This window comes from Stenotrophomonas sp. SbOxS2 (assembly GCF_013416715.1).
In the GTDB taxonomy this organism is placed as follows: Bacteria; Pseudomonadota; Gammaproteobacteria; order Xanthomonadales; family Xanthomonadaceae; genus Stenotrophomonas; species Stenotrophomonas lactitubi.
The window spans coordinates 1-20,387 of record NZ_JAAVXD010000003.1; the positions used below are offsets into that span (position 1 = coordinate 1).

The window sequence follows — 20,387 nt, forward strand, 5'->3', positions numbered from 1 at the left end:
GCTTGACCATATAACCTCAAGTTGCCTTGGCCGACATGACATGTCGATAGATCCAAGTGCACGCTACGTCACAAGACCAAACGAGAGGCAGGCGCTCAGGCGCGTCTCTTTGCAACGCTGGCATCACCATGCCCGCTCCCTGCAAAGACGCGACGTCCAAGCGACACTCCAACCGCCTCCCTGGTGAAATTAGCGCTATGGAACCACCCGATCCCATCCCGAACTCGGAAGTGAAACGTAGCTGCGCCGATGGTAGTGTGGCCTAAGCCATGCGAGAGTAGGTCATCGCCAGGGTTTATACCCAAAAACCCCGCTGCTCACGCAGCGGGGTTTTTCTTTGTCCGTCGTAAACCGCGGTAGTGCCGGCCGCTGGCCGGCAGTCACGTGCAGCTGCGTGAGGTTCATGGGGTTGCCGACCAGCGGCCGGCACTACCGGTGCCCAGCATCACGCAAATGGTCGGCACCAAGCATAAGAAAGCGGCGCCCAGGGGCGCCGCTTTCTGTAGAGCTCAACGGCAGGCAGAGTTACTTCGCCGCAACGGCAGGTGCCCTCGGCCTTCATCATCGTGTGCCGGGCAGCCTTGAATGGACTGCCTTCGTACCCGTTGAGCCAACGAACCCTGCCGCGAACCGCGCCCAACAAAAAGGCGGCGCCCTGCGGGCGCCGCCTTCCATGGAGCATGGCGCAGGGTCGACTCAGTCGATCAACGCGGCCTCGCGCTGCCGGAACACCGATACCGCCTGGTTCAATTCACCTGCCTGCGCTTGCAGTTCCCGCGCTGCTGCGGTGGCTTCTTCCACCAGGGCCGCATTCTGTTGTGTGGCCTGGTCCATCTGCACCACCGTCTGGTTGATCTGCTCGATACCGGAGGACTGCTCCTGCGATGCCGCCGAGATCTCGCGCATCAGGTGGCTTACGTTCTCTACGCCGCCGACGATGCCCTGCATGCGTTGTCCGGCATCGGCCACCAACTGGGCGCCCTCGCCGACCTGACGACCTGCCTCGTCGATGAGGACCTTGATCTCCTGGGCGGCTGCCGCCGATCGCTGCGCCAGCACGCGGACCTCGCTGGCGACGACCGCGAACCCGCGCCCCTGCTCGCCGGCGCGTGCCGCTTCGACCGCTGCGTTGAGCGCGAGGATGTTGGTCTGGAAGGCAATGCCGTCGATCACGCCGGTAATGTCGCCGATCCGCTTCGACGCGCCTTCGATGGCCTGCATGGTGTCGACCACCCGCTGCATGGCGTGGTTGCCATCACTTGCTGCGCCCTGGGTGGAGGCGGCCAGCTCACTGGCCTGACGCGCATGCGCTGCATTCTGGCGCACGGTGGCGGTCAGCTCCTCCATTGAGGCTGCGGTTTCCTGCAGATGCGCAGCCTGTCGTTCGCTGCGCTCGGACAGGGCGCCGTTGCCGGCGGCGATTTCGCTGGCGGCCGTGCTGATGGTGGTGGCGCAGTGCTGGATGTGCCCGACCATGCGTGCCAGCTGGCTGGCAGTGGCGTTGGCATCGCGCTGGATGGCGGCGAACGCGCCGTGATACTCGCCCTGCATGCGGCGGTCGAGATCGCCGTTGGCCATCGCCGAGAGCATCTGCCGAACTTCGTCGACCGTGCTGCCCAGGGTGTCCAGCAGCTGGTTGATGCCCCCTGTCAGGCCGTCGAGGAAGCTGGCGCCTTCGCTGGCCTGCAGGCGCTGTTCGAGATCACCGTGCGCGGCGGCATCGACAATCCCGGCAACGGCATTCTCCAGCGTCAGTTCATGGGTGCGGTCATGCCATTCCACCGCAAAGCCCAGGCGCGCGCCCTGTGCATCGAACACCGGGGTGACCACCTGCGCGAAATGCACCGGCCCGATCCGCACCTTGCCGTTGTGCGTCGCCTGCAACCCGTTGAGGATGCCGCGGATGCGGTCAGGGTTGGCATGGAAACGATGGATGCTGCTGCCGACCAGCCGCTCTGCGTCGAAATCGGGGAACGCCTGGCGCAGCGTGGCCTGCTGGTTGCGCAGCAGCGCCACCACCGAGCGGTTGACGTAGCGGATGACGTGATCGTTGTCGGCAATCATCATCGCCGTGCGCGAGGCATCCAGTGCCTGGCGGATCTGCGCGTTTTCGGCATGTGCTTCGGCTTCGCGGCCGCGCTGCGCCTGCACATGACGTGCGGTATCGGCCAGCGCGTGGGCCAGTGAACCGGGTGCGTAGTTGCGTGCATCGCTGTGTGCGCCGAGGTCGGCGCCCGTGGCGATGTCGCGTGCCAGTGCGGCCAGGCGGTGCGGTCCGTGACCCAGCGCTTCGCTCTGTTGACGCAGGCGTGCGGCGGTCTGCCCCAGCACCAGCGTCAGCACTGCCAGGGCCGTGGCATTCAACAGTGGTGGCAGGACGGTCGCCCCATCAAGCAACGGCGCCAGCAACGCACTGAGACCCACCGCGCCGGCCAGCCACAACGGCATGCGGTCACGCTGGATGAGCAGCACGCCCAGCAGCAGCGCGATGGGCAATGCGGCATTCAATCCGCTGATATGGCAGAGCAGGCTCAACTGCAGTGAAAGCGCTACGGCCAGGCCGTTGCGCGCGAGCACATGGCCGGCCTGGCGCCAGCCCAGCCAGGCGGCTGGCAGCACCGCAGCGGCAACGGCGCTCGCGGCGGGCAGCGACGTACCGCGCACGGCCAGCACAAGGCCGATCAACGCAAACACGACGCTGCCCAGCAGCAGGCGACGATCGCCTCGCTGTGCCAGCTGTTGCAGATAAGGGACACGGCCCTGGTCGGGCGGGCGGGAGGACGCAATGGACATCGGCAACTCCTGGATCAACGGACGGCAGCGGCCATGCAACGCGCTGCGCGGACGAGCGCAACGACGGCAGGGTCGGGAAATTCAGGGAATGCGGCGCAGGCTGCGACGCGGAGGACAGACACCGTGACCACATCCTGTGGATGACGGTGCAGCAGACGGGACATGCGGTCTTCCTTGCAGAACCAGGAACGAGCCGCAGGCACAAAGGGCCTGCGTGCTGTGGGCGCAGGGGCCCACTACCGTTCTATCGGCCGCACTGGCGAAGAGTGAAGTGCGCGCAGCCGACGATGGTCAGCGTGCGTTGGCGTTTCCGCTCAGGAATGCATCGATGACCGCGGCAAGCTGTGCCGGGTGTTCCATGTGCAGATGATGGTTGCCGGGGAATACCGCCAGGCGGCCATCACGCAGGTGCTGCAGGCGCTCACTGCGCATCGGCTCGGGATAGTACGACTGCGCAGGCGTGGCGTAGATCACCTGGGTCGGGCAGCTGATGGCCTGCAGCAGGTTGTCGATCTGGCCTTCGCTGAGACGGATCGCAGTGGGCAGCATCAGGCGCGGATCGCTGCACCAGCGATAGCCGCCTTCGACCGGCTCGACACCGCGTTCGACCAGCAGGCGCGCGCAGCCTTCGCTGAGCTGGTTGGTCATCATCCGCGCCCGGATCGGTGCGGCCAGATCGGGGAACACGCGCAGCTGCTTGCGCGCGAGTGCGCGGGTGGCATCGACGTGTTCGCGCAGACGGCTGGCGGTGTCTTCTTCCGGTCCGCGCAGGCCGCCGAGCGCCTCGATGGCGACCAGGCGTTCGATGCGATCACTGACCGCCGCGGTGAGGCTGGCGATGCCGGCACCCATCGAATGGCCCATGAGGGTGAACCGGTCCCAGCCCAGCGCGTCGGCGACATCGAGCACATGGGTGATCGCCGCCGGCGTCGTGTACACCGCACCGGTGGGCAGATGTGCGCTGTGGCCGTGTCCGGGCAGGTCGATCGCCACCAGATCCAGTTGTGGCAGATGCGGCGCCAGCGGTACGAAGCTGGCCGCATTGTCGAGCCAGCCGTGCAGGGCCAGCACGCGCGGCCCGTCGCCCGCACGGCGCAGGCCGGCCACGCGGACGCCTGCGACCTGCAGCTCAAACGGCTGCAGGGTCATGCCAGCGAGGCCACGGCCAGCCGAGCCAATGCGCGGGCGTGTTCCGGTTCGGCGTTGAGGCAGGGGATGTAACGCATCTGCGCGCCGCGCTCAGCCAATGTCTCGGTGAAGCCCATGGCGACTTCTTCCAGTGTTTCCAGGCAGTCGGTGGCAAATCCGGGGCAGACCACATCGATCTGTTTCACCCCCGCTTCGGCCAGCTCCCACAGGCTGGGTTCGGCGTAGGGCTGCAGCCAGCGTTCGCGGCCGAAGCGCGACTGGTAACCCAGCTGCCACTCGTCTGCGCCCAGGCCGAGCGCCGCGGCGATCGCGCGTGCACTGGCCTCGCAGCGCTGCGGATAGGGATCGCCGGCATCGGCAAGGCGCTGCGGAATGCCATGGAAGGAGAACATCAGCTTCTGGCCGCGACCCTGCTGCTGCCAATAGCGCTGGATCGAGCCGGCGACGGCGGCAACCCAGTCGGGATCGATCGAATAGTCCTGCACCAGACTGACGGTGACCTGCGGGTTCCTGCGCTGCCACGCATCCACGCGGTCTTCGACCGAGGCGGTGGTGGTGGTCGAATACTGCGGATACAGCGGCAAGACCACGATGCGGCGCACGCCCTCGCTGGCCAGCCGATCCAGCTCGGTGGTCAGCGCCGGTTCGCCGTAGCGCATCGCGTGGCGCACGCGCAGCGTCGGCAGCAGCGTCTGCATCGCCTGCGCCAACTGGCGGGTGTGGACCATCAGCGGCGAGCCTTCCGGCAGCCACACCTGGGCGTACTTGGCGGCCGAACGGCCACTGCGCAGCGGCAGGATCAGGCCGCGCAGCAGGGGCTGCCACAGCAGTGCGGGTATCGCGACCACACGCGGGTCGGACAGGAATTCGGCCAGGTAACGACGAACAGCGGGAGCCGTCGGCGTCTCGGGCGTGCCTAGGTTGACCGCCAGTACGGCGGTATCGGGTGCGTCGAGCATGGGCGGTATTGTCGCCGATTCCATCGTCACGTCGGCATGCAGGGTTCGCATCGGTGTCATTGATGAGCCCAATATGAGCAGGCAACGCTCATTGGGGATTCATCACAACACTACTAATTTCAGTCACTTGCTATATCTTCCTATGGACTGACTTCTGGAGCCTGCCATGCGTCGCCCGATCCAAGCCCTGCTGATCGCCGCCAGCCTGCTGTCCAGCCAGGCCATGGCCGGACCGCAGGAAGACCAGCGCGCCCGCAACGCGGTGCGTGTATTGGCTGAAATCCAGGGAATCCCTGAACAGGGCATTCCGGACAAATTGCTCGACGAAGGCCGCGCGGTCATCGTCATTCCCGACACGATCAAGGCCGGTCTGGTGATCGGCGGACGCCGTGGCCACGGCCTGATGTCGGTGCGCATGCCCAATGGTGCGTGGTCCAACCCGGTATTCATCAAGCTCACCGGCGGCAGCATCGGCTTCCAGGCTGGCGTGCAGTCCTCCGACGTTGTGCTGGTGTTCCGCAACGACCGCAGCCTGGACAATCTCGTCAACGGCAAGTTCACCCTCGGCGCCGATGCCGGCGTGGCCGCCGGTCCGGTGGGCCGTAATGCCGCCGCCGCCACCGATGGCCAGTTGAAGGCCGAAATCTGGTCGTGGTCGCGCGCCCGCGGCCTGTTCGCAGGCGTTGCCCTGGATGGTGCGATCCTGCAGATCGACGATGCCGCCAATCTCGATGCCTACGGCAGCAACACGACGCCGCGGATGATCTTCGAGGGACGCGCGGCTGGCTCGCCGTCAATGGATGTGGTCGCTTTCCGTGATCGCCTGGAAGAGGCGACCTACGCGGCGCGCAACAACCGCAACGGTGGCAATGACGCACCGCGTCCGGCCGCCGCTGCAGCGCCCGCCCCGGCGCCTGTTCAGGCAGCACCTGCGGCACCGGTTGAAGCGACCACGGCGCCGTTGCAGGCCGTGCCGCAGACCCCGCCACCGGCCCAGCAGGGTTTCCAGCCGGTCAATGACGGTGAAATCCGCACTGAAACGCTGGGCAACAACTGACTTTCGTCACGCGCGCCGGCTTACAGCCGGTGCGCTATGCTCGGCAATCTGATCACTAACGTAACGAGCGACTTATGGGCAGTTTCAGCATCTGGCATTGGTTGGTCGTGCTCGTCATCGTCCTGCTGGTGTTCGGCACCAAGCGCCTGACCAGTGGTGCCAAGGATCTCGGCTCGGCGGTCAAGGAATTCAAGAAGGGCATGCACGACGAAGACAAGCCGAACGCACAGTTGGGCGATGAGTCGCGCAGCCAGGACGCCTCGCGCACCGCGCAGGACGAGCACGACCGCAACGCGCGTTGATCCGGAGCGGTTGCGGTGTTTGATATCGGCTTCAGCGAACTGCTGGTGATCGCGGTTGTCGCCTTGGTGGTGCTCGGACCTGAGCGCCTGCCCAAGGCGGCCCGCTTCGCCGGGCTGTGGGTGCGCCGCGCGCGTAATCAATGGGATTCGGTCAAGCAGGAACTGGAACGCGAACTGCAGGCCGAAGACATCAAGCGGCAGATGCAGGACGTGCGCCAGGGCATGCAGGACACCGGGAACCAGCTGCGTGCCAGCGGCGAAGCCGTACGCCGCGAGGCCGAGCAGATGCAACAGCACAGCGACACGCTGGCGCAGCAGGTGCGTGCACCGGCACCGGCCGAACAGCCCCCCCATCTGGTGGAGGCGACCGGGCCGGTGGTTGCTTCGGCGGAAGGTGCTGCCAATGCGCCCACCACCGTCGAACCCGCAGGCGATGCCGTTGCTGATGCCGCGGCCGAAGCGCCTGCCCGCACGGAGCGCCCGTCATGAGCGAACACGACTTCGGCGAAAGCTCGCTGGTGGAACACCTGGTTGAACTGCGCGCGCGCCTGGTGCGTGCGCTTCTGGGGCTGGGCGTGGTTCTGCTGGGCCTGCTGCCGTTCACCCAGAAGCTCTACAACGCATTGGCCGAGCCGCTGATCTCGCAGTTGCCCAACGGGCAGACGATGATCGCCACCAACCCGGCCGGCGCCTTCTTCGCGCCGTTGAAGCTGACGTTCTTCGTGGCCTTGTTCGTGGCCGTGCCGTGGCTGCTGTACCAGCTGTGGGCCTTCGTCGCGCCGGGCCTGTATGCACGCGAGAAGCGCCTGGCGATGCCGCTGCTGGTCTCGTCGGTGCTGCTGTTCTATACCGGCTGCGCCTTCGCCTATTTCCTGGTGCTGCCGGCGGTCTTCCACTTCCTCACTACCTTCAGCCCGGAAGTGATCGCGATTACGCCGGATGCGAACGCCTACCTGGATTTCGTGCTGGCGATCTTCTTCGCCTTCGGCGGCAGTTTCGAATTGCCGGTGGCGATGGTGATCCTGGTGCTGCTGGGCTGGATCACGCCGCAGCAGTTCAAGGAAGGGCGCGGCTACGCGATCGTCGGCATCTTCGTGCTCGCTGCGATCCTGACCCCGCCGGATGTGGTGTCGCAGCTGATGCTGGCGATCCCGATGTGCCTGCTGTACGAGCTGGGCATCCACGCCGCGCGCTGGCTGGTGCCGTCTTCGGCGGTCAAGAAGCCTGCGGCCTGATTCCCGGTAGCGCCGGGCCATGCCCGGCGTTCGAGGGGCGAGGTGACATCCATCCGCCGGGCTTGGCCCGGCGCTACCGTTGAGCGCCTGCTCAGGCGTGGAAGACGTCGTTGGCAGGCGGCGACTGCGGCACCGGCGGTGCGCCGCGGCTGCCGCGATGCACGAACATCTGCTTCCAGGCCGCATAGACCGCGCCGACATACAGCGGCATCAGCACCGTGGTGAACACCAGCTGCGCGATGAATGCCGCCGCCAGCGGGCCGCCGATCAGCATGCCCAGCTGGACCACGATCACGAACAGCACATAGACGCAGAACGCGGCGATCAGGCCGAGCACGGTGAACACGGCAGTGGCGCCGATGTTCTCGATGCAGCCCTGCAGGCTCAGGCGCAGGGCGTGCATGCCGCTCTGGCGGTCGAACACCACCAGTGCCGGCTGGGTGAACATCGCCAGGGTCAGGGCCACGGCGGTGCAGAACACCAGCAGCATCCACAGCGCGATGCGCTGCGCCGGCAGGTTGGCGACCAGTTCGGCGGCGGTTTCCGGGCTGATCTGCTGCCCGCTGCGGCCGAGTTCCTGCATCTTGGTCATGGTGTCGCTGAAGGCGGTGAAGCCCTCGCGGCCGATCATCAGGTACAGCAGCGCGCCGAGCAGAAGCACGGCCAGCACCTGGATCGCCAGCGGCACCAGCAGGTGGCTGACACGGCGGTCGCGGATCGGCTGCAGCAGATGGGTGGCCAGGCCGGGACGGCCCTGGTCGATCTCACCCATGGCGTACAGCATGCCGCCGAACATCACCGGTGAGATCACCAGCGTCATCATCTGCAGGGCCAGGCCGGCGGTGCCGGGCAGCATCGTCCCCAGCAGGGTGACCACCCAGTTCACCAGCAGCCAGGTCAGGCCGATCCGGGCCAGCTGCAGCGGCGCACGCCGATACAGCGAGAACGTATCCAGCAACCACTGGGCGCCCGCCGAGGCTGGCAGCTTGCGAATCTCTTTCATGGACATCCGGGGAGGGACAGGAGGGGCCGGGCGGTGTGCCCGTGCCGCCGATTATCCCTGTTTTGCCACCGGCTGGGCTGAAGACAGCCGGGCCTGGCGGACAAAGCGCCGCAACAGCTGGCGGGCCAGCGGGGCGGCGCTGACCGCGCGCTCGATGCTGCGCGCACAACCACCATGTCGGCCGATGCAGTCGGCGCGCGCGCGCACGTAGCCACGCATGTGGTGGGTGGCGAATTCCGGATGGAACTGCACGCCCCAGGCCTGGCGGCCCCAGCGGAAGGCGTGGCAGCCATCCAGCGGCGAGCGTGCCAGCACGGCGGCACCTTCAGGCACGCGCAGCACGGTCTGCAGATGGGTGGCGTGGGCCGGGAAGTGGCTCGGCAGGCCCTGGAACAAGGGGTCCTGCGCGGCCTGCGGGTCCAGTGCCAGTTCAATCGTTCCCGATTCGCGCCCGGCGGGGTTGTAGGCCACTTCGCCGCCCAGCGCGTGGGCCAGCAGCTGGTGGCCGTAGCAGATGCCGAACACCGGCACGTCGTCGTGCGCGGTCTGTCGCAGCCAGGCGGCACTGCGCTCGCTCCATTCGGCGTGGTCGGTGACGAATGCGGCCGAGCCGGTCACCAGCACGCCGGCGAAGTTGCGTGGATCGGGCAGGTCGGCGCCATGCTCGACGTCGACCACCACGGTCTCGTGTTCTTCCAGGCCGGCGGCCACCCGGATCCAGTGCGGAAAGCGCCCGTAACGGCGCAGCGACGGCACGGGGCGGCCGGTTTCAAGGATCAGGAAGGGCGCTGGATTCATCCGGGGGAGGCAGTACTGACAGGACTTCCTCGATTGTAGTCAGCCCCTGTGCCACCTTTTCAAGCCCGGCCTGGCGCAGGGTTCGCACGCCTTCAGCACGCGCGGCGCGGTTGAAACCGGCCAGATCCATGTCCGCACGGATCAGCCCGCGCAGGCGCGAGCCCAATGGCAGCAACTCATACAGGCCGATGCGGCCGAGGAATCCGGTGCGCCGGCACTCCAGGCAACCGACCGGCCGACAGGGCGTGGCGGCATCTGGATATGCAGCTTCGCTATCAGCCAGCACCGCCCAATCGGCCCTGCCGAGGGTGTGCGGCTGCTTGCAGTGCGGGCACAGGGTGCGCACCAGGCGCTGGGCGAGGATGCCGTTGACGGTGGATGACAGCAGGTAATGCGGCACGCCCAGGTCGAGCAGGCGGGTGATGGCCGAGGGCGCATCGTTGGTGTGCAGGGTGGACAGCACCAGGTGGCCGGTCAGCGAGGCCTGCACCGCCATCTGCGCGGTTTCCAGGTCGCGGATTTCGCCGATCATGATGATGTCCGGGTCCTGCCGCAGCAGGGTGCGCACACCGCTGGCGAAGTCCAGGTCGATGTTGGTCTGCACCTGCATCTGGTTGAATTCCGGCGCGATCATCTCGATCGGGTCTTCCACCGTGCACACGTTGACGTCCGGCGTGGCCAGCCGCTTCAGGGTGGAATACAGGGTGGTGGTCTTGCCCGAACCGGTCGGGCCGGTGACCAGCACGATGCCGTGCGGGCGCTCGACCAGGGCGGTCCAGCCGGCCGCTTCCTGCGGGCTGAAGCCGAGCTGGTCGATGCTCTTGAAGGCCGCTTCCGGGTCGAAGATGCGCATCACGCACTTTTCGCCGAAGGCGGTCGGCATGGTCGACAGGCGCATTTCCACTTCACGGCCGCCGGGCGAGCGGGTCTTGATGCGGCCATCCTGCGGGCGCCGGCGCTCGGCCAGGTCCATGCGTCCCAGCACCTTGATGCGGCTGACCACGGCGGTCATCACCGCCGGCGGCACTTCGAACACCTTGTGCAGCACGCCGTCGATGCGGAAGCGCATGCGGCCCATGTCGCGGCGTGGCTCCAGGTGGATGTCCGACGCGCGCTGTTCGTAGGCGTACTGCAGCAGCCAGTCGACGATGTGCACGATGTGCTGGTCGTCGGCATTGACGTCGCCGGTACGGCCCAGTTCGACCAGCTGCTCGAAGCTGGGCAGGGTGGTGTTGGCCTCGCCACGCACGTCGCCACGGGCTCCGCGCACCGAGCGGGTGACGCCGAAGAACTCCATGGTGTAACGGTGCAGGTCGAGCGGATTGACCACCGCCAGCTCGATGCGCAGCCGGGTCAGGTGCTGTAGGTCGCGCAGCCATTCCTGGGCCAGCGGCTCGCTGGTGGCCACCAGCACGCGTTCGCCATCCACCGCCAGCGGCAGGAAGCGATGGCGGCGCGCGTAGGCGTGCGAGGCCACGGCGGTGACCGAAGCGACGTCGACCCGGGTTGGATCGATGCGCAGGTAGCGGCTGCCGGTGCGCTGGGCCAGCCACTCGGTGAGGCGTTCCAGATTGAGGTCGCCGCCGTCGCTTGCGGCCAGCTTGAGGTTGGACAGCAGCACCAGCGGATGTACTTCACTGGCATTGCGGGCGCCCTGCGCGGAAAAACGGATGCGCTCGCGCTCGTGCGCAGCCACCACGCCATCGGCCAGCAGGGCCGCCGCAACCTGTTCGAACTGCAGGCGACCGGGCGGCAACGGCACCGCACCAGGCTCGCCGGGCGTGCCCGTGGGCAGCCGATGTTCCATCCACCTGCTCCTTCCGGGTACGGAATGCCCCGCAGGTCGGCCGTTATACTAGCGCACCCCTTTGCCGGCCAAGACTCGTCCGCATGTCCGCGACCCCGACCGTTCCGATCACCTTCCAGGGCCTGATCCAGACCCTGAACCAGTTCTGGGCCCAGCAGGGCTGCGTGCTCATCCAGCCGCTCGACCTGGAGGTGGGCGCCGGTACCTTCCACCCGGCCACCTTCCTGCGTGCGATCGGTCCGGAAACCTGGAATGCGGCCTACGTGCAGCCCTCGCGGCGTCCGACCGATGGCCGTTACGGCGATAACCCGAACCGCCTGCAGCGCTACTACCAGTACCAGGTGGCGATGAAGCCGGCGCCGGACAACATCCAGCAGCTGTACCTGGATTCGCTGAAGGCGGTGGGCATCGATCCGCTGGTGCACGACCTGCGTTTCGTCGAGGACAACTGGGAATCGCCGACGCTGGGCGCCTGGGGCCTGGGCTGGGAAGTCTGGCTCAACGGCATGGAGGTGACCCAGTTCACCTACTTCCAGCAGGCCGGTGGCCTGGAATGCCGGCCCGTGCTGGGCGAGATCACCTACGGTCTCGAGCGCCTGTGCATGTACCTGCAGAACTGCGACAACGTCTACGACCTGGTGTGGACCTACGGCCCGGACGGGCAGCCAGTGACCTACGGCGACGTCTATCACCAGAACGAGGTGGAGCAGAGCACCTACAACTTCGAATACGCCGACGTGGAAGAAATGTTCCACCGCTTCGACGCCTGCGAGCGTGAAGCGCAGAAGCTGGTGGAAGTGAACCTGCCGCTGCCGGCCTACGAGCAGGTGATGAAGGCCAGCCACACCTTCAACCTGCTGGATGCGCGCCGTGCGATCAGCGTGACCGAACGCCAGCGCTACATCCTGCGCGTGCGCGCGCTGGCGCAGGCGGTGGCCAAGGCCTACTACGAGCAGCGCGAGAAGCTGGGCTTCCCGGGCGCGAAGAAGGCCTGACGGCCCGTTCTCCCATCACGCGTTTCACCTACTACCCCAGGGGCGCCGGCCGCGTCGCGCGCTGCGCCCCCACCACAGGATCGAACCGATGAGCCACTTGTCTCCCCTGCTGATTGAACTGGGCACCGAAGAGTTGCCGGTCAAGGCGCTGCCGGGCCTGGCCCAGGCTTTCTTCGACGGTGTTGTCGATGGCCTGCGCAAGCGCGGCGTCGAACTGGAGCTGGGCGATGCACGCCCGCTGTCGACCCCGCGCCGCCTGGCCGTGCTGCTGCCGGGCGTTGGCCTGGAACAGCCGGAACAGCACAGCGAAGTGCTGGGCCCGTACCTGAACATCGCGCTGGACGCCGAAGGTCAGCCGACCAAGGCGCTGCAGGGTTTCGCGGCCAAGGCCGGGATCGACTGGACCGCACTGGAGAAGACCACCGACAACAAGGGTGAGCGCTTCGTGCACCGTGCGGTGACTCCGGGCGCGCTCACCGCTGCGCTGCTGCCGGAAATCCTGCGCGAGGCCATCGCCGGCATGCCGATTCCCAAGCCGATGCGCTGGGGCGACCACAGCTGGGGCTTCGCCCGCCCGGTGCACTGGCTGGTGCTGCTGCACGGCGGCGACGTGGTCGAGGCAGAACTGTTCGGCCTGAAGGCCGACCGCATGAGCCGCGGCCACCGCTTCCTGCACGACAAGACCGTGTGGCTGACCCAGCCGCAGGACTATGTCGAATCGCTGCGCGCCGCCTTCGTGCTGGTCGATCCGGCCGAGCGCCGCCAGCGCATCGTCGCCGAGGTGGAAGCTGCTGCAGCCACCGCCGGTGGCAGCGCACGCATCACCGAGGACAACCTGGAGCAGGTGGTGAACCTGGTCGAGTGGCCGTCGGCAGTGTTGTGCAGCTTCGAGCGCGCGTTCCTGGCGGTACCGCAGGAAGCGCTGATCGAGACGATGGAGATCAACCAGAAGTTCTTCCCGGTGCTGGATGACGGCGGCAAGCTGACCGAGAAGTTCATCGGCATCGCCAACATCGAGTCCAAGGACGTGGCCGAAGTGGCCAAGGGCTACGAGCGCGTGATCCGCCCGCGCTTCGCCGATGCCAGGTTCTTCTTCGACGAAGACCTGAAGCAGGGCCTGGAGGCGATGGGCGAGGGCCTGAAGACGGTGACCTACCAGGCCAAGCTGGGCAGCGTGGCCGACAAGGTCGCGCGCGTGGCGGCGCTGGCCGAGGTGATCGCAACGCAGGTGGGGGCTGACCCGGTGCTGGCCAAGCGTGCAGCGCAGCTGGCCAAGAACGACCTGCAGTCGCGCATGGTCAACGAATTCCCGGAACTGCAGGGCATCGCCGGCCGCCACTACGCGGTGGTCGGTGGCGAGTCGCCGGAGGTGGCGCTGGCCATTGACGAGGCCTACCAGCCGCGCTTCGGTGGCGATGACATCGCGCTGTCGCCGCTGGGCAAGGTGCTGGCGATCGCCGAGCGTGTGGACACCCTGGCCGGCGGTTTCGCCGCGGGCCTGAAGCCGACCGGCAACAAGGACCCGTTCGCCCTGCGCCGCAACGCACTGGGCCTGGCCCGCACGATCATCGAGAGCGGCTTCGAGCTGGACCTGCGCGCGCTGCTGGCCAGCGCCAATGCCGGGCTGGCCGCGCGCAACGTGCAGGCCGACGTGGCTGAGCTGTACGACTTCATCCTCGACCGCCTGAAGGGCTATTACAGCGACAAGGGCGTGCCGGCCAGCCACTTCAATGCGGTGGCCGAGCTGAAGCCGGCCTCGCTGTACGACTTCGACCGCCGCCTGGATGCGATCGGGATCTTCGCCGCGCTGCCGGAGGCCGAGGCGCTGGCAGCGGCCAACAAGCGCATCCGCAACATCCTGCGCAAGGCCGAAGGCGATATTCCGGGCCAGATCGATGCGGCCCTGCTGCAGGAAGATGCCGAGCGCGCGCTGGCCGAAGCTGTGACTGCCGCCATCGACGACACCGGCGCCAGCCTGCACCAGAAGGACTACGTGGCCGTGCTGGCGCGCCTGGCCCGCCTGCGTCCGCAGGTCGATGCGTTCTTCGACGGGGTGATGGTCAATGCCGAGGATCCGGCATTGCGCGGCAACCGCCTGGCGCTGTTGACGATGCTGGGTGAACGCCTGGGCAAGGTCGCGGCGATCGAGCACCTGTCGAGCTGATGGGTAGCCCATCCACGCATGGCGTGGATCTACTGGGCAACCGTCACGCATGGTGTGGATTTACCGGTAGTGCCGGCCGCTGGCCGGCAACGCCACGATCCTGCAATGCATCGCCATGCTGCCGGCCAGCGGCCGGCACTGCCCGATGTTGTCCATCGGGGTCATCGCCGGCATCGCACACGATGCCGGCATTTCCGCATACGCTCGCGATGATCGCCACAAAGGCGCGTATTTTGACCGCCACTTAACAACCGATCCCGAAACACGTGATGCATTTCGCATCGTCACCTTCGGTCGGTATGCTGTGCCGCATGCAGCCAACGAAATACGCCCTGCCGCTGATGGTCCTGTCGCTTTGCGCCACTTCCGTGGCCCATGCGCGCGGCACCATCGACAAGGTGGACATCAAGGGATTGGACAAGGGCGACGACGCCGCGATCATCGAGAACATCCAGGAATCGCTGTCGTTGTTCGACACGATCGGCAAGGAGCAGGGCGAGTCACGCCTGGAGTACCTGCTGTCGCAGGCCGAGCGGCAGACCCGCCAGGCGCTGGAGCCGTTCGGGTACTACAACCCGGTGATCAAGGTCGAGGCGCCGCGGCAGGACGAGCATGTCACCGTGCTGATCCATGTCGACAAGGGCCCGCCGGTGCTGGTGCGCCGCGAGCATATCGACATCACCGGTCCGGCGATGTACGACCAGTACCTGCAGGACGACCTGACCGCATTCAAGCCCCGCAAGGGCCAGCGCTTCGAGCATACCCAGTACGAAGCCAGCAAGATCACCGTGACCCGGCGCCTGGCCGAGCGTGGCTACTTCGACGCCGACTACACCCAGCGCCAGGTGCAGATCACCCGCGCGGACAACGCTGCCGACATCGACCTGACCTGGGACAGCGGCCGCCGCTACAACATGGGCCCGGTGACCTTCGAGCAGAACTACTTCGACGACAAGCTGTTCGACCCGCTGGTGTACTGGGACCAGGGCAGCTATTTCCACGAAGGCAAGCTGGACCGCCTGCGCGAGTCGCTGACCAAGCTCGATTACTTCAGCGTGATCGACATCCAGCCGCGCCCGGATCAGGCCGATGAAAACGGCGAGGTGCCGGTTGATGTGAAGCTGACGCGGGCCAAGCGCAGCATCTATTCCTACGGTCTGAGCTACGGCAGCGAAAGTGGCGCCGGTGTGCGCGGTGGCCTTGAACGGCGCTTCCTGAACAGCCGTGGCCACAAGATGAACACCCAGCTGGACTATGCGCAGAAGCGCAAGAGCCTGATCACCAGCTACCGCATCCCGGCGTTCAACTGGCTTGATGGCTGGTACACCTTCGCGGCCAGTGCCTACGACGAGCAGACCGATTACATCGATCTGCGCAACTTCAAGCTGATCGCCAGCCGCAGCGGCGAGATCAACGAGAACTGGACCGCCATCGCCTCGATCAACGCGCTGCGCGAGCGCTGGCGCTATGCCTCGGGCACCGAATTCACCGATGCGGTCTACAACACGTCCACGCTGGTCTATCCGCAGATCGTGGCCGATTACGTGAAGGTGGACGACGAGCTGTTCCCGCGCAGCGGCATCAGTGGCACCGCGACCGTGCGTGCCGGCGTCGAAGGCGTCGGTTCGGACACCAGCTTCGTGCAGGCCAATGCGGTGCTGCGCTGGTACATCCCGGTGGGGCCAACCAATCGCCTGATCCTGCGCGGCGAAGGCGGCACCACCTGGACCAGTGACCTGGTGGCGATGCCGCCCAGCCTGCGCTACTTCGCCGGTGGCGACCGCAGCATCCGCGGCTATGCCTACCGTGAGGTCGGCCCGCGTACGCCTAGACCCGACAAGTACGCGCTGGGTGCCAAGCACCTGGTGGTCGGTTCGGCCGAATACGAGCATTACTTCAATGGCGGCCCGTGGGGTGCGGCGGTATTCGTCGATACCGGCAGCGCCTTCGATACCAATATCGATCTGCATACCGGCGTTGGCTTCGGCGTGCGCTGGAAATCGCCGGTGGGCCCGGTGCGGGTCGATATCGCGCATGGCCTGAACAACCCTGATTCGCAGTTCCAGCTGTACCTCAACATCGGAGCGGACCTGTGAGCACGCCCGCACCGACCCCGTCGCCGAACACGCCGCCGCGGCGCGTGCGCTTCTACCGCCGTCGCCGTTTCTGGGCATGGTCCGGCGCGGGCGTGGTCGGCCTGGTGCTGGTTGCCCTGCTGGCCGTGTACTGGCTGCTGCAGACGGTGGCCGGCCGCGATGTACTGCTGGCGCAGGTGGTGGCACGCCTGCCGGTGGGTGCCAGCTTCACCTGGGACAAGGTCGATGGCCCGGTGGCCGGACCGTTGACCCTGTACAACGTGGACTTCCGCTACGACGACATCCATTTCCACGCCGAGCGCGCGCACCTGGAGCCGGACCTGCGCCCGCTGCTGGGCCGCAAGCTGCTGCTGGACAAGCTGGAACTTACCAACGCCACGCTCAACCTGGCCAAGAGCGACGAGCCGTTCAAGCTGCCTTCGTGGCCCGATTCACTGCCGCAGATCGAAATGCCGCTGGCGATCCAGGCCGATGTGATCGCCATCGACAGTTTCCGCATCAGCCAGGCCAACGAGCCGGTGATCGACATCAGTCGCGTGCGTGGTGGCATCGAGATCGCCAACGGCGAGTTCCAGGCGCGCAAGCTGGTCGTGGACAGCGACATGGGCAATTTCACTGCTCAGGGCCGCTACATCCCGGCCAAGGATTACGACACCGACGTCACCGTCACTGCAGTGCTGCCGGCACCGCGCGGGCGGACCGCGGCCACGGTCGGCCTGGTCGCACGCGGTGATCTGGCGCATATGGAAGTGGCGCTGGCCGGTCGCGCGCCGAAGCCGCTGCACGCGATGCTGGTGTTCGATGGCCGCACCGATCCGACCTGGAATGCGACGGTGCGCAGCGACGAGCTGGACCTGGCGCTGTTGTCGCCGGCGCTGGCCAGCTCGGCCATCGCGCCGCTGGCATTGGATTTCACGGCCTCCGGCAAGGGCGGCAACGCCAACCTGCATGGCCGGGTGAAACAGGGTGAACAGGAACTGGAGCTGGCGCCGTCGGTGGTGTCGCTGCAGGACCAGGTGCTGAAGGTCTCACCGCTGGTGGTCAAGGGCCTTGGCGGCGAAGCGCGCCTGGAAGGTACCGCTGATTTCAGCGAAGAAGACCAGCAGAAGCTGAATTTCTCGGTGATCGCGCAGAACCTGACCTGGGTGCCGGCGCCGGACCCGAACACTGCCGGTAGTTCGCCGGTGCCGGTGACGCTGAAGGAAGCGCGCTTCGGTCTGGCCGGTACGCTGAAGGCGTGGGCGGCGATCGGCCGTGCCGATGTCGAACGCGAAAAGCAGAAGGCGCAGCTGCGCTTCGATGTGCGTGGCAACGATCAGGCTGCGGAGATCCGCGAACTGCAGGCGCAGACCCCGGGTGGCCAGCTGCAGGTGGAAGGCAAGGTGGCATGGGCACCGCAGCTGGACTGGGATGCCAAGGCCACGCTGAAGGATTTCGACCCGGGCTACTTCGCGCCGGGCTGGGATGGTCGTCTGTCCGGCAATCTCGCGTCCAAGGGCCGCCAGCTGCCGCCGCCGGCCAATGCGCCGCCGGGCACCGCGGGCACGATGGAGGCCACGGTGGACCTGCCCTCGCTGAAGGGCACCCTGCGCCAGCGCAACGTGGATGCCCAAGGCAAGTTCGCCCTGCAGGGTGAGCAGGGCCAGGGTGAACTGAAACTGGCCGTCGGCAGCAGCCGGGTGACCGCCTCGGGCAAGGTCGGCGACCGCCTGGACATCGATGCGCGCTTCGAACCGCTGCAGCTGAGCGATCTGCTGCCCGGCGCCGACGGTGGCCTGCGTGGCCAGGTGCAGGTGAAAGGCCCGCGCGATGCGCCGGACATCACCGCGGATCTGGTCGGCAACAATCTCAACTGGGACGGTTACGGCGCTGAAAGCCTGAGCATCAAGGGCCGGCTGCCGTGGCGTGGCGACAGTGGCACGCTGGCGATTCAGGGCCAGCAGGTCAATGCAGGCATGCTGCTGGAACGCTTGAACATCGATGCGCAGGGCAGTGTCTCCAACCTGCGCCTGGCCGCGCAGACCCGCAACGAGCTGGGCGCGATCGAGCTGCAGGGCAGCGTGCGCCAGCAGGGCGAGCAATGGCGTGGCGAACTGGCCGCGCTGCGCATCGCACCGGTGAAGGGCGATGCGTGGGCACTGCGTGCGCCTGCGGCATTCGCCATCAACGGCGGCAACTACACGCTGGGCGAAACCTGCCTGGGCGCTGCGACCGGGGGCGCCTTGTGTGCGCACGCCAACTGGCCGCGCGAAGGGCTGGTGGTGCGCGGCGATGCGTTGCCGCTGGCACTGGTGCAGCCGTGGTTGCCCCCGCAGTCCGGCCGGCGCATCTACCTGCGTGGCGAACTCAACCTGGACGCGCAGATCCGTCCGCGTGGCAACGCGTGGGAAGGGCATGTGGAAGTGCGTTCGGCCGAAGGCGGCGTCCGCCTGGGCGAGAACCGCAACACCAGCGTGGCCGATGCCAACCGTGGCGAGCTGGTGCGCTATGACCAGTTCTCGCTGAAGCTGGACATGACCCCGGCCAGCATCAAGGGCTACCTGGGCATGGGCTTCCAGGGCAATGGCTTCGTCGATGCCAAGATGCAGACCGGTTGGGAACCAAGTGCGCCGCTCAACGGCGAGCTCTACCTCAACATGTCGCGCCTGTACTGGCTGGAACTGTTCTCGCCGGACGTGGTGCGCCCGACCGGCCTGATCGAGGGCCACGTCAGCCTGCGTGGCACGCGCGGCCAACCGTCGCTGGGTGGTGATGCGCAGCTGAGCAACTTCAAGGGCGAGTTCCCGGCGCTGGGCCTGACCTTCGACCAGGGCAAGGGCAGCTTCGTCGCACAGCCTGATGGGTCGGCCAAGATCACCGCGCAGGCCAATTCGGGCAAGGGCACGCTGTATGTCGACGGCGGCTTGTCCTGGTTCGGCGATGCACAGCCGCTGCAGCTGAAGATCCACGGCGAGAACGTGCTGCTGTCCAATACCAGCGAACTGCGCATCGTCGCCAATCCCAACCTGGACTTCACCCTGGCCAAGGCCGCGATGGAGCTGCGTGGAACGGTGCACGTGCCCGAGGCCGACATCGATCTGGAGCGCCTGGACCGTGGCACCTCGGTGTCCGAAGACGTGGTGGTGCTGGACCCGGCCGATCCGGAAGAGTCGCGCACCTCGCCGCTGGACATGGAGCTGACCGTCAGCCTGGGCGACAAGGTCAAGATGACCGGCTTCGGCCTGAAGGGCGCGCTGACCGGCAAGATGCAGGTCTGGGCCAAGCCCGGCCGCGAGATGACCGCCAACGGCGGCCTGGAAGTCAGTGGCCGCTACAAGGCCTATGGCCAGGACCTGACCATCACCCGCGGCAACCTCAACTGGAACTACAACGCGGTGTCCGACCCGCGCATCAACATCCGCGCCGAGCGCCGGATCGGTGATGTCACCGCCGGCATCGACGTGACCGGACGCGCGCAGCAGCCACGTGCCGATGTCTGGTCCGATCCGGCGATGTCGCAGTCCGAAGCGCTGGGTTACCTGGTGCTGGGGCGCAGCCTGACCGGTGCCAGCAGCGACCAGACCCAGCAGGTCAACGCCGCATCGGCCGCGCTGTCGGCCGGCAGCGGCCTGCTGGCGTCGCAGCTGGGTGCCAAGCTGGGCCTGGACGACGCCGGCGTCAGCCAGTCGCGCGCGCTGGGCGGTTCGGTCATCGGCGTCGGCAAGTACATTTCGCCCAAGCTGTACGTGGGCTACGGCGTGTCGCTGGTCGGTGCCGGTTCGGTGATCACGCTGAAGTACCTGCTGCGCCGCGGCTTCGACGTTGAAGTGGAATCGAGCACGGTGGAAAACCGCGGTTCGCTGAACTGGCGGCGGGAAAAATAACCCGCCGCGGCATCCCTGTAGAGCCGAGCCATGCTCGGCTTCCGCGCGCAGCGCGGACTGACGGAAGAGCAGCCGAGCATGGCTCGGCTCTACCTGTCAGGCCCCCAACCATCGGCCGTTGCCCCATCCGCCCCCAGCGGCTATGGTCCCGGGCTGTTCTGTCGTA

Annotated in this window: 15 protein-coding genes and 1 rRNA gene; 9 read left to right on the forward strand and 7 right to left on the reverse strand. The window is 66.9% G+C overall.

Translation table 11 applies throughout. From position 1 onward, the window contains the following. Positions 1 to 179 precede the first annotated feature (179 nt). A 5S ribosomal RNA gene (rrf, locus tag HFK18_RS05185) occupies positions 180 to 294 on the forward strand. A 402-nt stretch (positions 295 to 696) separates the two neighbouring features. On the opposite strand, the gene HFK18_RS05190 is transcribed toward rrf, so the two are convergent. The 4 genes from HFK18_RS05190 to hemH form a co-directional block, all read right to left on the reverse strand. Further along, positions 697 to 2,793 carry a methyl-accepting chemotaxis protein gene (locus HFK18_RS05190; RefSeq protein ID WP_180164870.1) on the reverse strand — a complete coding sequence of 699 codons (2,097 nt, stop codon included), beginning with the start codon at positions 2,791 to 2,793 and terminating at the stop codon, positions 697 to 699. A gap of 14 nt (positions 2,794 to 2,807) precedes the next feature. After that, positions 2,808 to 2,957: a hypothetical protein gene (locus HFK18_RS05195; RefSeq protein ID WP_165781014.1), complete on the reverse strand. Its 150-nt coding sequence runs from the start codon at positions 2,955 to 2,957 to the stop codon at positions 2,808 to 2,810. A gap of 127 nt (positions 2,958 to 3,084) precedes the next feature. Then, positions 3,085 to 3,942 (reverse strand): alpha/beta hydrolase, encoded by an 858-nt coding sequence (locus tag HFK18_RS05200; RefSeq protein WP_180164871.1) that lies wholly within the window; start codon positions 3,940 to 3,942, stop codon positions 3,085 to 3,087. Continuing rightward, the gene (gene hemH, locus HFK18_RS05205) at positions 3,939 to 4,901 is read right to left on the reverse strand and encodes a ferrochelatase (RefSeq protein WP_180165602.1); all 963 of its coding nucleotides are present in this window, start codon (positions 4,899 to 4,901) and stop codon (positions 3,939 to 3,941) included. The genes HFK18_RS05200 and hemH overlap by 4 nt, the downstream gene beginning before the upstream one ends. A 166-nt stretch (positions 4,902 to 5,067) precedes the next feature. Between hemH and HFK18_RS05210 the strand changes: the two genes are divergently transcribed. From HFK18_RS05210 to tatC, 4 genes are all read left to right on the forward strand, one after another. Further along, entirely contained in the window at positions 5,068 to 5,958 is an 891-nt protein-coding gene (locus HFK18_RS05210) for a YSC84-related protein (protein ID WP_099819945.1), read from the forward strand. A 74-nt stretch (positions 5,959 to 6,032) separates the two neighbouring features. Then, positions 6,033 to 6,260: a Sec-independent protein translocase subunit TatA gene (tatA, locus tag HFK18_RS05215; RefSeq protein ID WP_180164873.1), complete on the forward strand. Its 228-nt coding sequence runs from the start codon at positions 6,033 to 6,035 to the stop codon at positions 6,258 to 6,260. 15 nt (positions 6,261 to 6,275) lie between these two features. Continuing rightward, the gene (tatB, locus tag HFK18_RS05220) at positions 6,276 to 6,749 is read left to right on the forward strand and encodes a Sec-independent protein translocase protein TatB (protein WP_180164875.1); all 474 of its coding nucleotides are present in this window, start codon (positions 6,276 to 6,278) and stop codon (positions 6,747 to 6,749) included. After that, positions 6,746 to 7,495, forward strand: a complete 750-nt coding sequence (gene tatC, locus HFK18_RS05225; protein ID WP_176022400.1) for a twin-arginine translocase subunit TatC — start codon at positions 6,746 to 6,748, stop codon at positions 7,493 to 7,495. Before tatB ends, tatC begins: the two co-directional genes overlap by 4 nt. Positions 7,496 to 7,586: 91 nt before the next feature. Here tatC and HFK18_RS05230 read toward each other — a convergent pair whose 3' ends face one another. From HFK18_RS05230 to HFK18_RS05240, 3 genes are read right to left on the reverse strand one after another with little or no spacing between them, the layout of a single operon-like run. Further along, complete coding sequence (locus HFK18_RS05230) at positions 7,587 to 8,498, reverse strand: BPSS1780 family membrane protein (RefSeq protein ID WP_089237918.1); 912 nt, start codon at positions 8,496 to 8,498, stop codon at positions 7,587 to 7,589. A 51-nt stretch (positions 8,499 to 8,549) separates the two neighbouring features. After that, positions 8,550 to 9,296, reverse strand: coding sequence for a glutamine amidotransferase (locus tag HFK18_RS05235; RefSeq protein WP_180164877.1), 747 nt, complete (start codon positions 9,294 to 9,296; stop codon positions 8,550 to 8,552). Continuing rightward, positions 9,268 to 11,103 carry a GspE/PulE family protein gene (locus HFK18_RS05240; protein ID WP_180164879.1) on the reverse strand — a complete coding sequence of 612 codons (1,836 nt, stop codon included), beginning with the start codon at positions 11,101 to 11,103 and terminating at the stop codon, positions 9,268 to 9,270. The genes HFK18_RS05235 and HFK18_RS05240 overlap by 29 nt, the downstream gene beginning before the upstream one ends. 83 nt (positions 11,104 to 11,186) lie before the next feature. On the opposite strand from HFK18_RS05240, the gene glyQ reads away from it, so the two are divergent. The 4 genes from glyQ to HFK18_RS05260 all read left to right on the forward strand — a co-directional run bounded on the left by glyQ (position 11,187) and on the right by HFK18_RS05260 (position 20,221). After that, positions 11,187 to 12,098, forward strand: a complete 912-nt coding sequence (gene glyQ, locus HFK18_RS05245) for a glycine--tRNA ligase subunit alpha (RefSeq protein ID WP_089237912.1) — start codon at positions 11,187 to 11,189, stop codon at positions 12,096 to 12,098. A gap of 88 nt (positions 12,099 to 12,186) precedes the next feature. Then, positions 12,187 to 14,262, forward strand: coding sequence for a glycine--tRNA ligase subunit beta (glyS, locus tag HFK18_RS05250; RefSeq protein ID WP_180164881.1), 2,076 nt, complete (start codon positions 12,187 to 12,189; stop codon positions 14,260 to 14,262). A 299-nt stretch (positions 14,263 to 14,561) separates the two neighbouring features. Then, positions 14,562 to 16,358: an autotransporter assembly complex family protein gene (locus tag HFK18_RS05255; protein ID WP_165378667.1), complete on the forward strand. Its 1,797-nt coding sequence runs from the start codon at positions 14,562 to 14,564 to the stop codon at positions 16,356 to 16,358. After that, positions 16,355 to 20,221 (forward strand): translocation/assembly module TamB domain-containing protein, encoded by a 3,867-nt coding sequence (locus tag HFK18_RS05260; protein WP_180164883.1) that lies wholly within the window; start codon positions 16,355 to 16,357, stop codon positions 20,219 to 20,221. Before HFK18_RS05255 ends, HFK18_RS05260 begins: the two co-directional genes overlap by 4 nt. The last annotated feature ends 166 nt before the right edge of the window (positions 20,222 to 20,387 follow it).

Bases quoted from the DNA above. Each gene is read 5' to 3' on its own strand.
- HFK18_RS05190 (WP_180164870.1), bottom strand. From the start codon at position 2,793: ATGTCCATTGCGTCCTCCCGCCCGCCCGACCAGGGCCGTGTCCCTTAT.
- HFK18_RS05195 (WP_165781014.1), bottom strand. From the start codon at position 2,957: ATGTCCCGTCTGCTGCACCGTCATCCACAGGATGTGGTCACGGTGTCT.
- HFK18_RS05200 (WP_180164871.1), bottom strand. From the start codon at position 3,942: ATGACCCTGCAGCCGTTTGAGCTGCAGGTCGCAGGCGTCCGCGTGGCC.
- hemH (WP_180165602.1), bottom strand. From the start codon at position 4,901: ATGCTCGACGCACCCGATACCGCCGTACTGGCGGTCAACCTAGGCACG.
- HFK18_RS05210 (WP_099819945.1), top strand. From the start codon at position 5,068: ATGCGTCGCCCGATCCAAGCCCTGCTGATCGCCGCCAGCCTGCTGTCC.
- tatA (WP_180164873.1), top strand. From the start codon at position 6,033: ATGGGCAGTTTCAGCATCTGGCATTGGTTGGTCGTGCTCGTCATCGTC.
- tatC (WP_176022400.1), top strand. From the start codon at position 6,746: ATGAGCGAACACGACTTCGGCGAAAGCTCGCTGGTGGAACACCTGGTT.
- HFK18_RS05230 (WP_089237918.1), bottom strand. From the start codon at position 8,498: ATGAAAGAGATTCGCAAGCTGCCAGCCTCGGCGGGCGCCCAGTGGTTG.
- HFK18_RS05235 (WP_180164877.1), bottom strand. From the start codon at position 9,296: ATGAATCCAGCGCCCTTCCTGATCCTTGAAACCGGCCGCCCCGTGCCG.
- HFK18_RS05240 (WP_180164879.1), bottom strand. From the start codon at position 11,103: ATGGAACATCGGCTGCCCACGGGCACGCCCGGCGAGCCTGGTGCGGTG.
- glyQ (WP_089237912.1), top strand. From the start codon at position 11,187: ATGTCCGCGACCCCGACCGTTCCGATCACCTTCCAGGGCCTGATCCAG.
- glyS (WP_180164881.1), top strand. From the start codon at position 12,187: ATGAGCCACTTGTCTCCCCTGCTGATTGAACTGGGCACCGAAGAGTTG.
- HFK18_RS05255 (WP_165378667.1), top strand. From the start codon at position 14,562: ATGCTGTGCCGCATGCAGCCAACGAAATACGCCCTGCCGCTGATGGTC.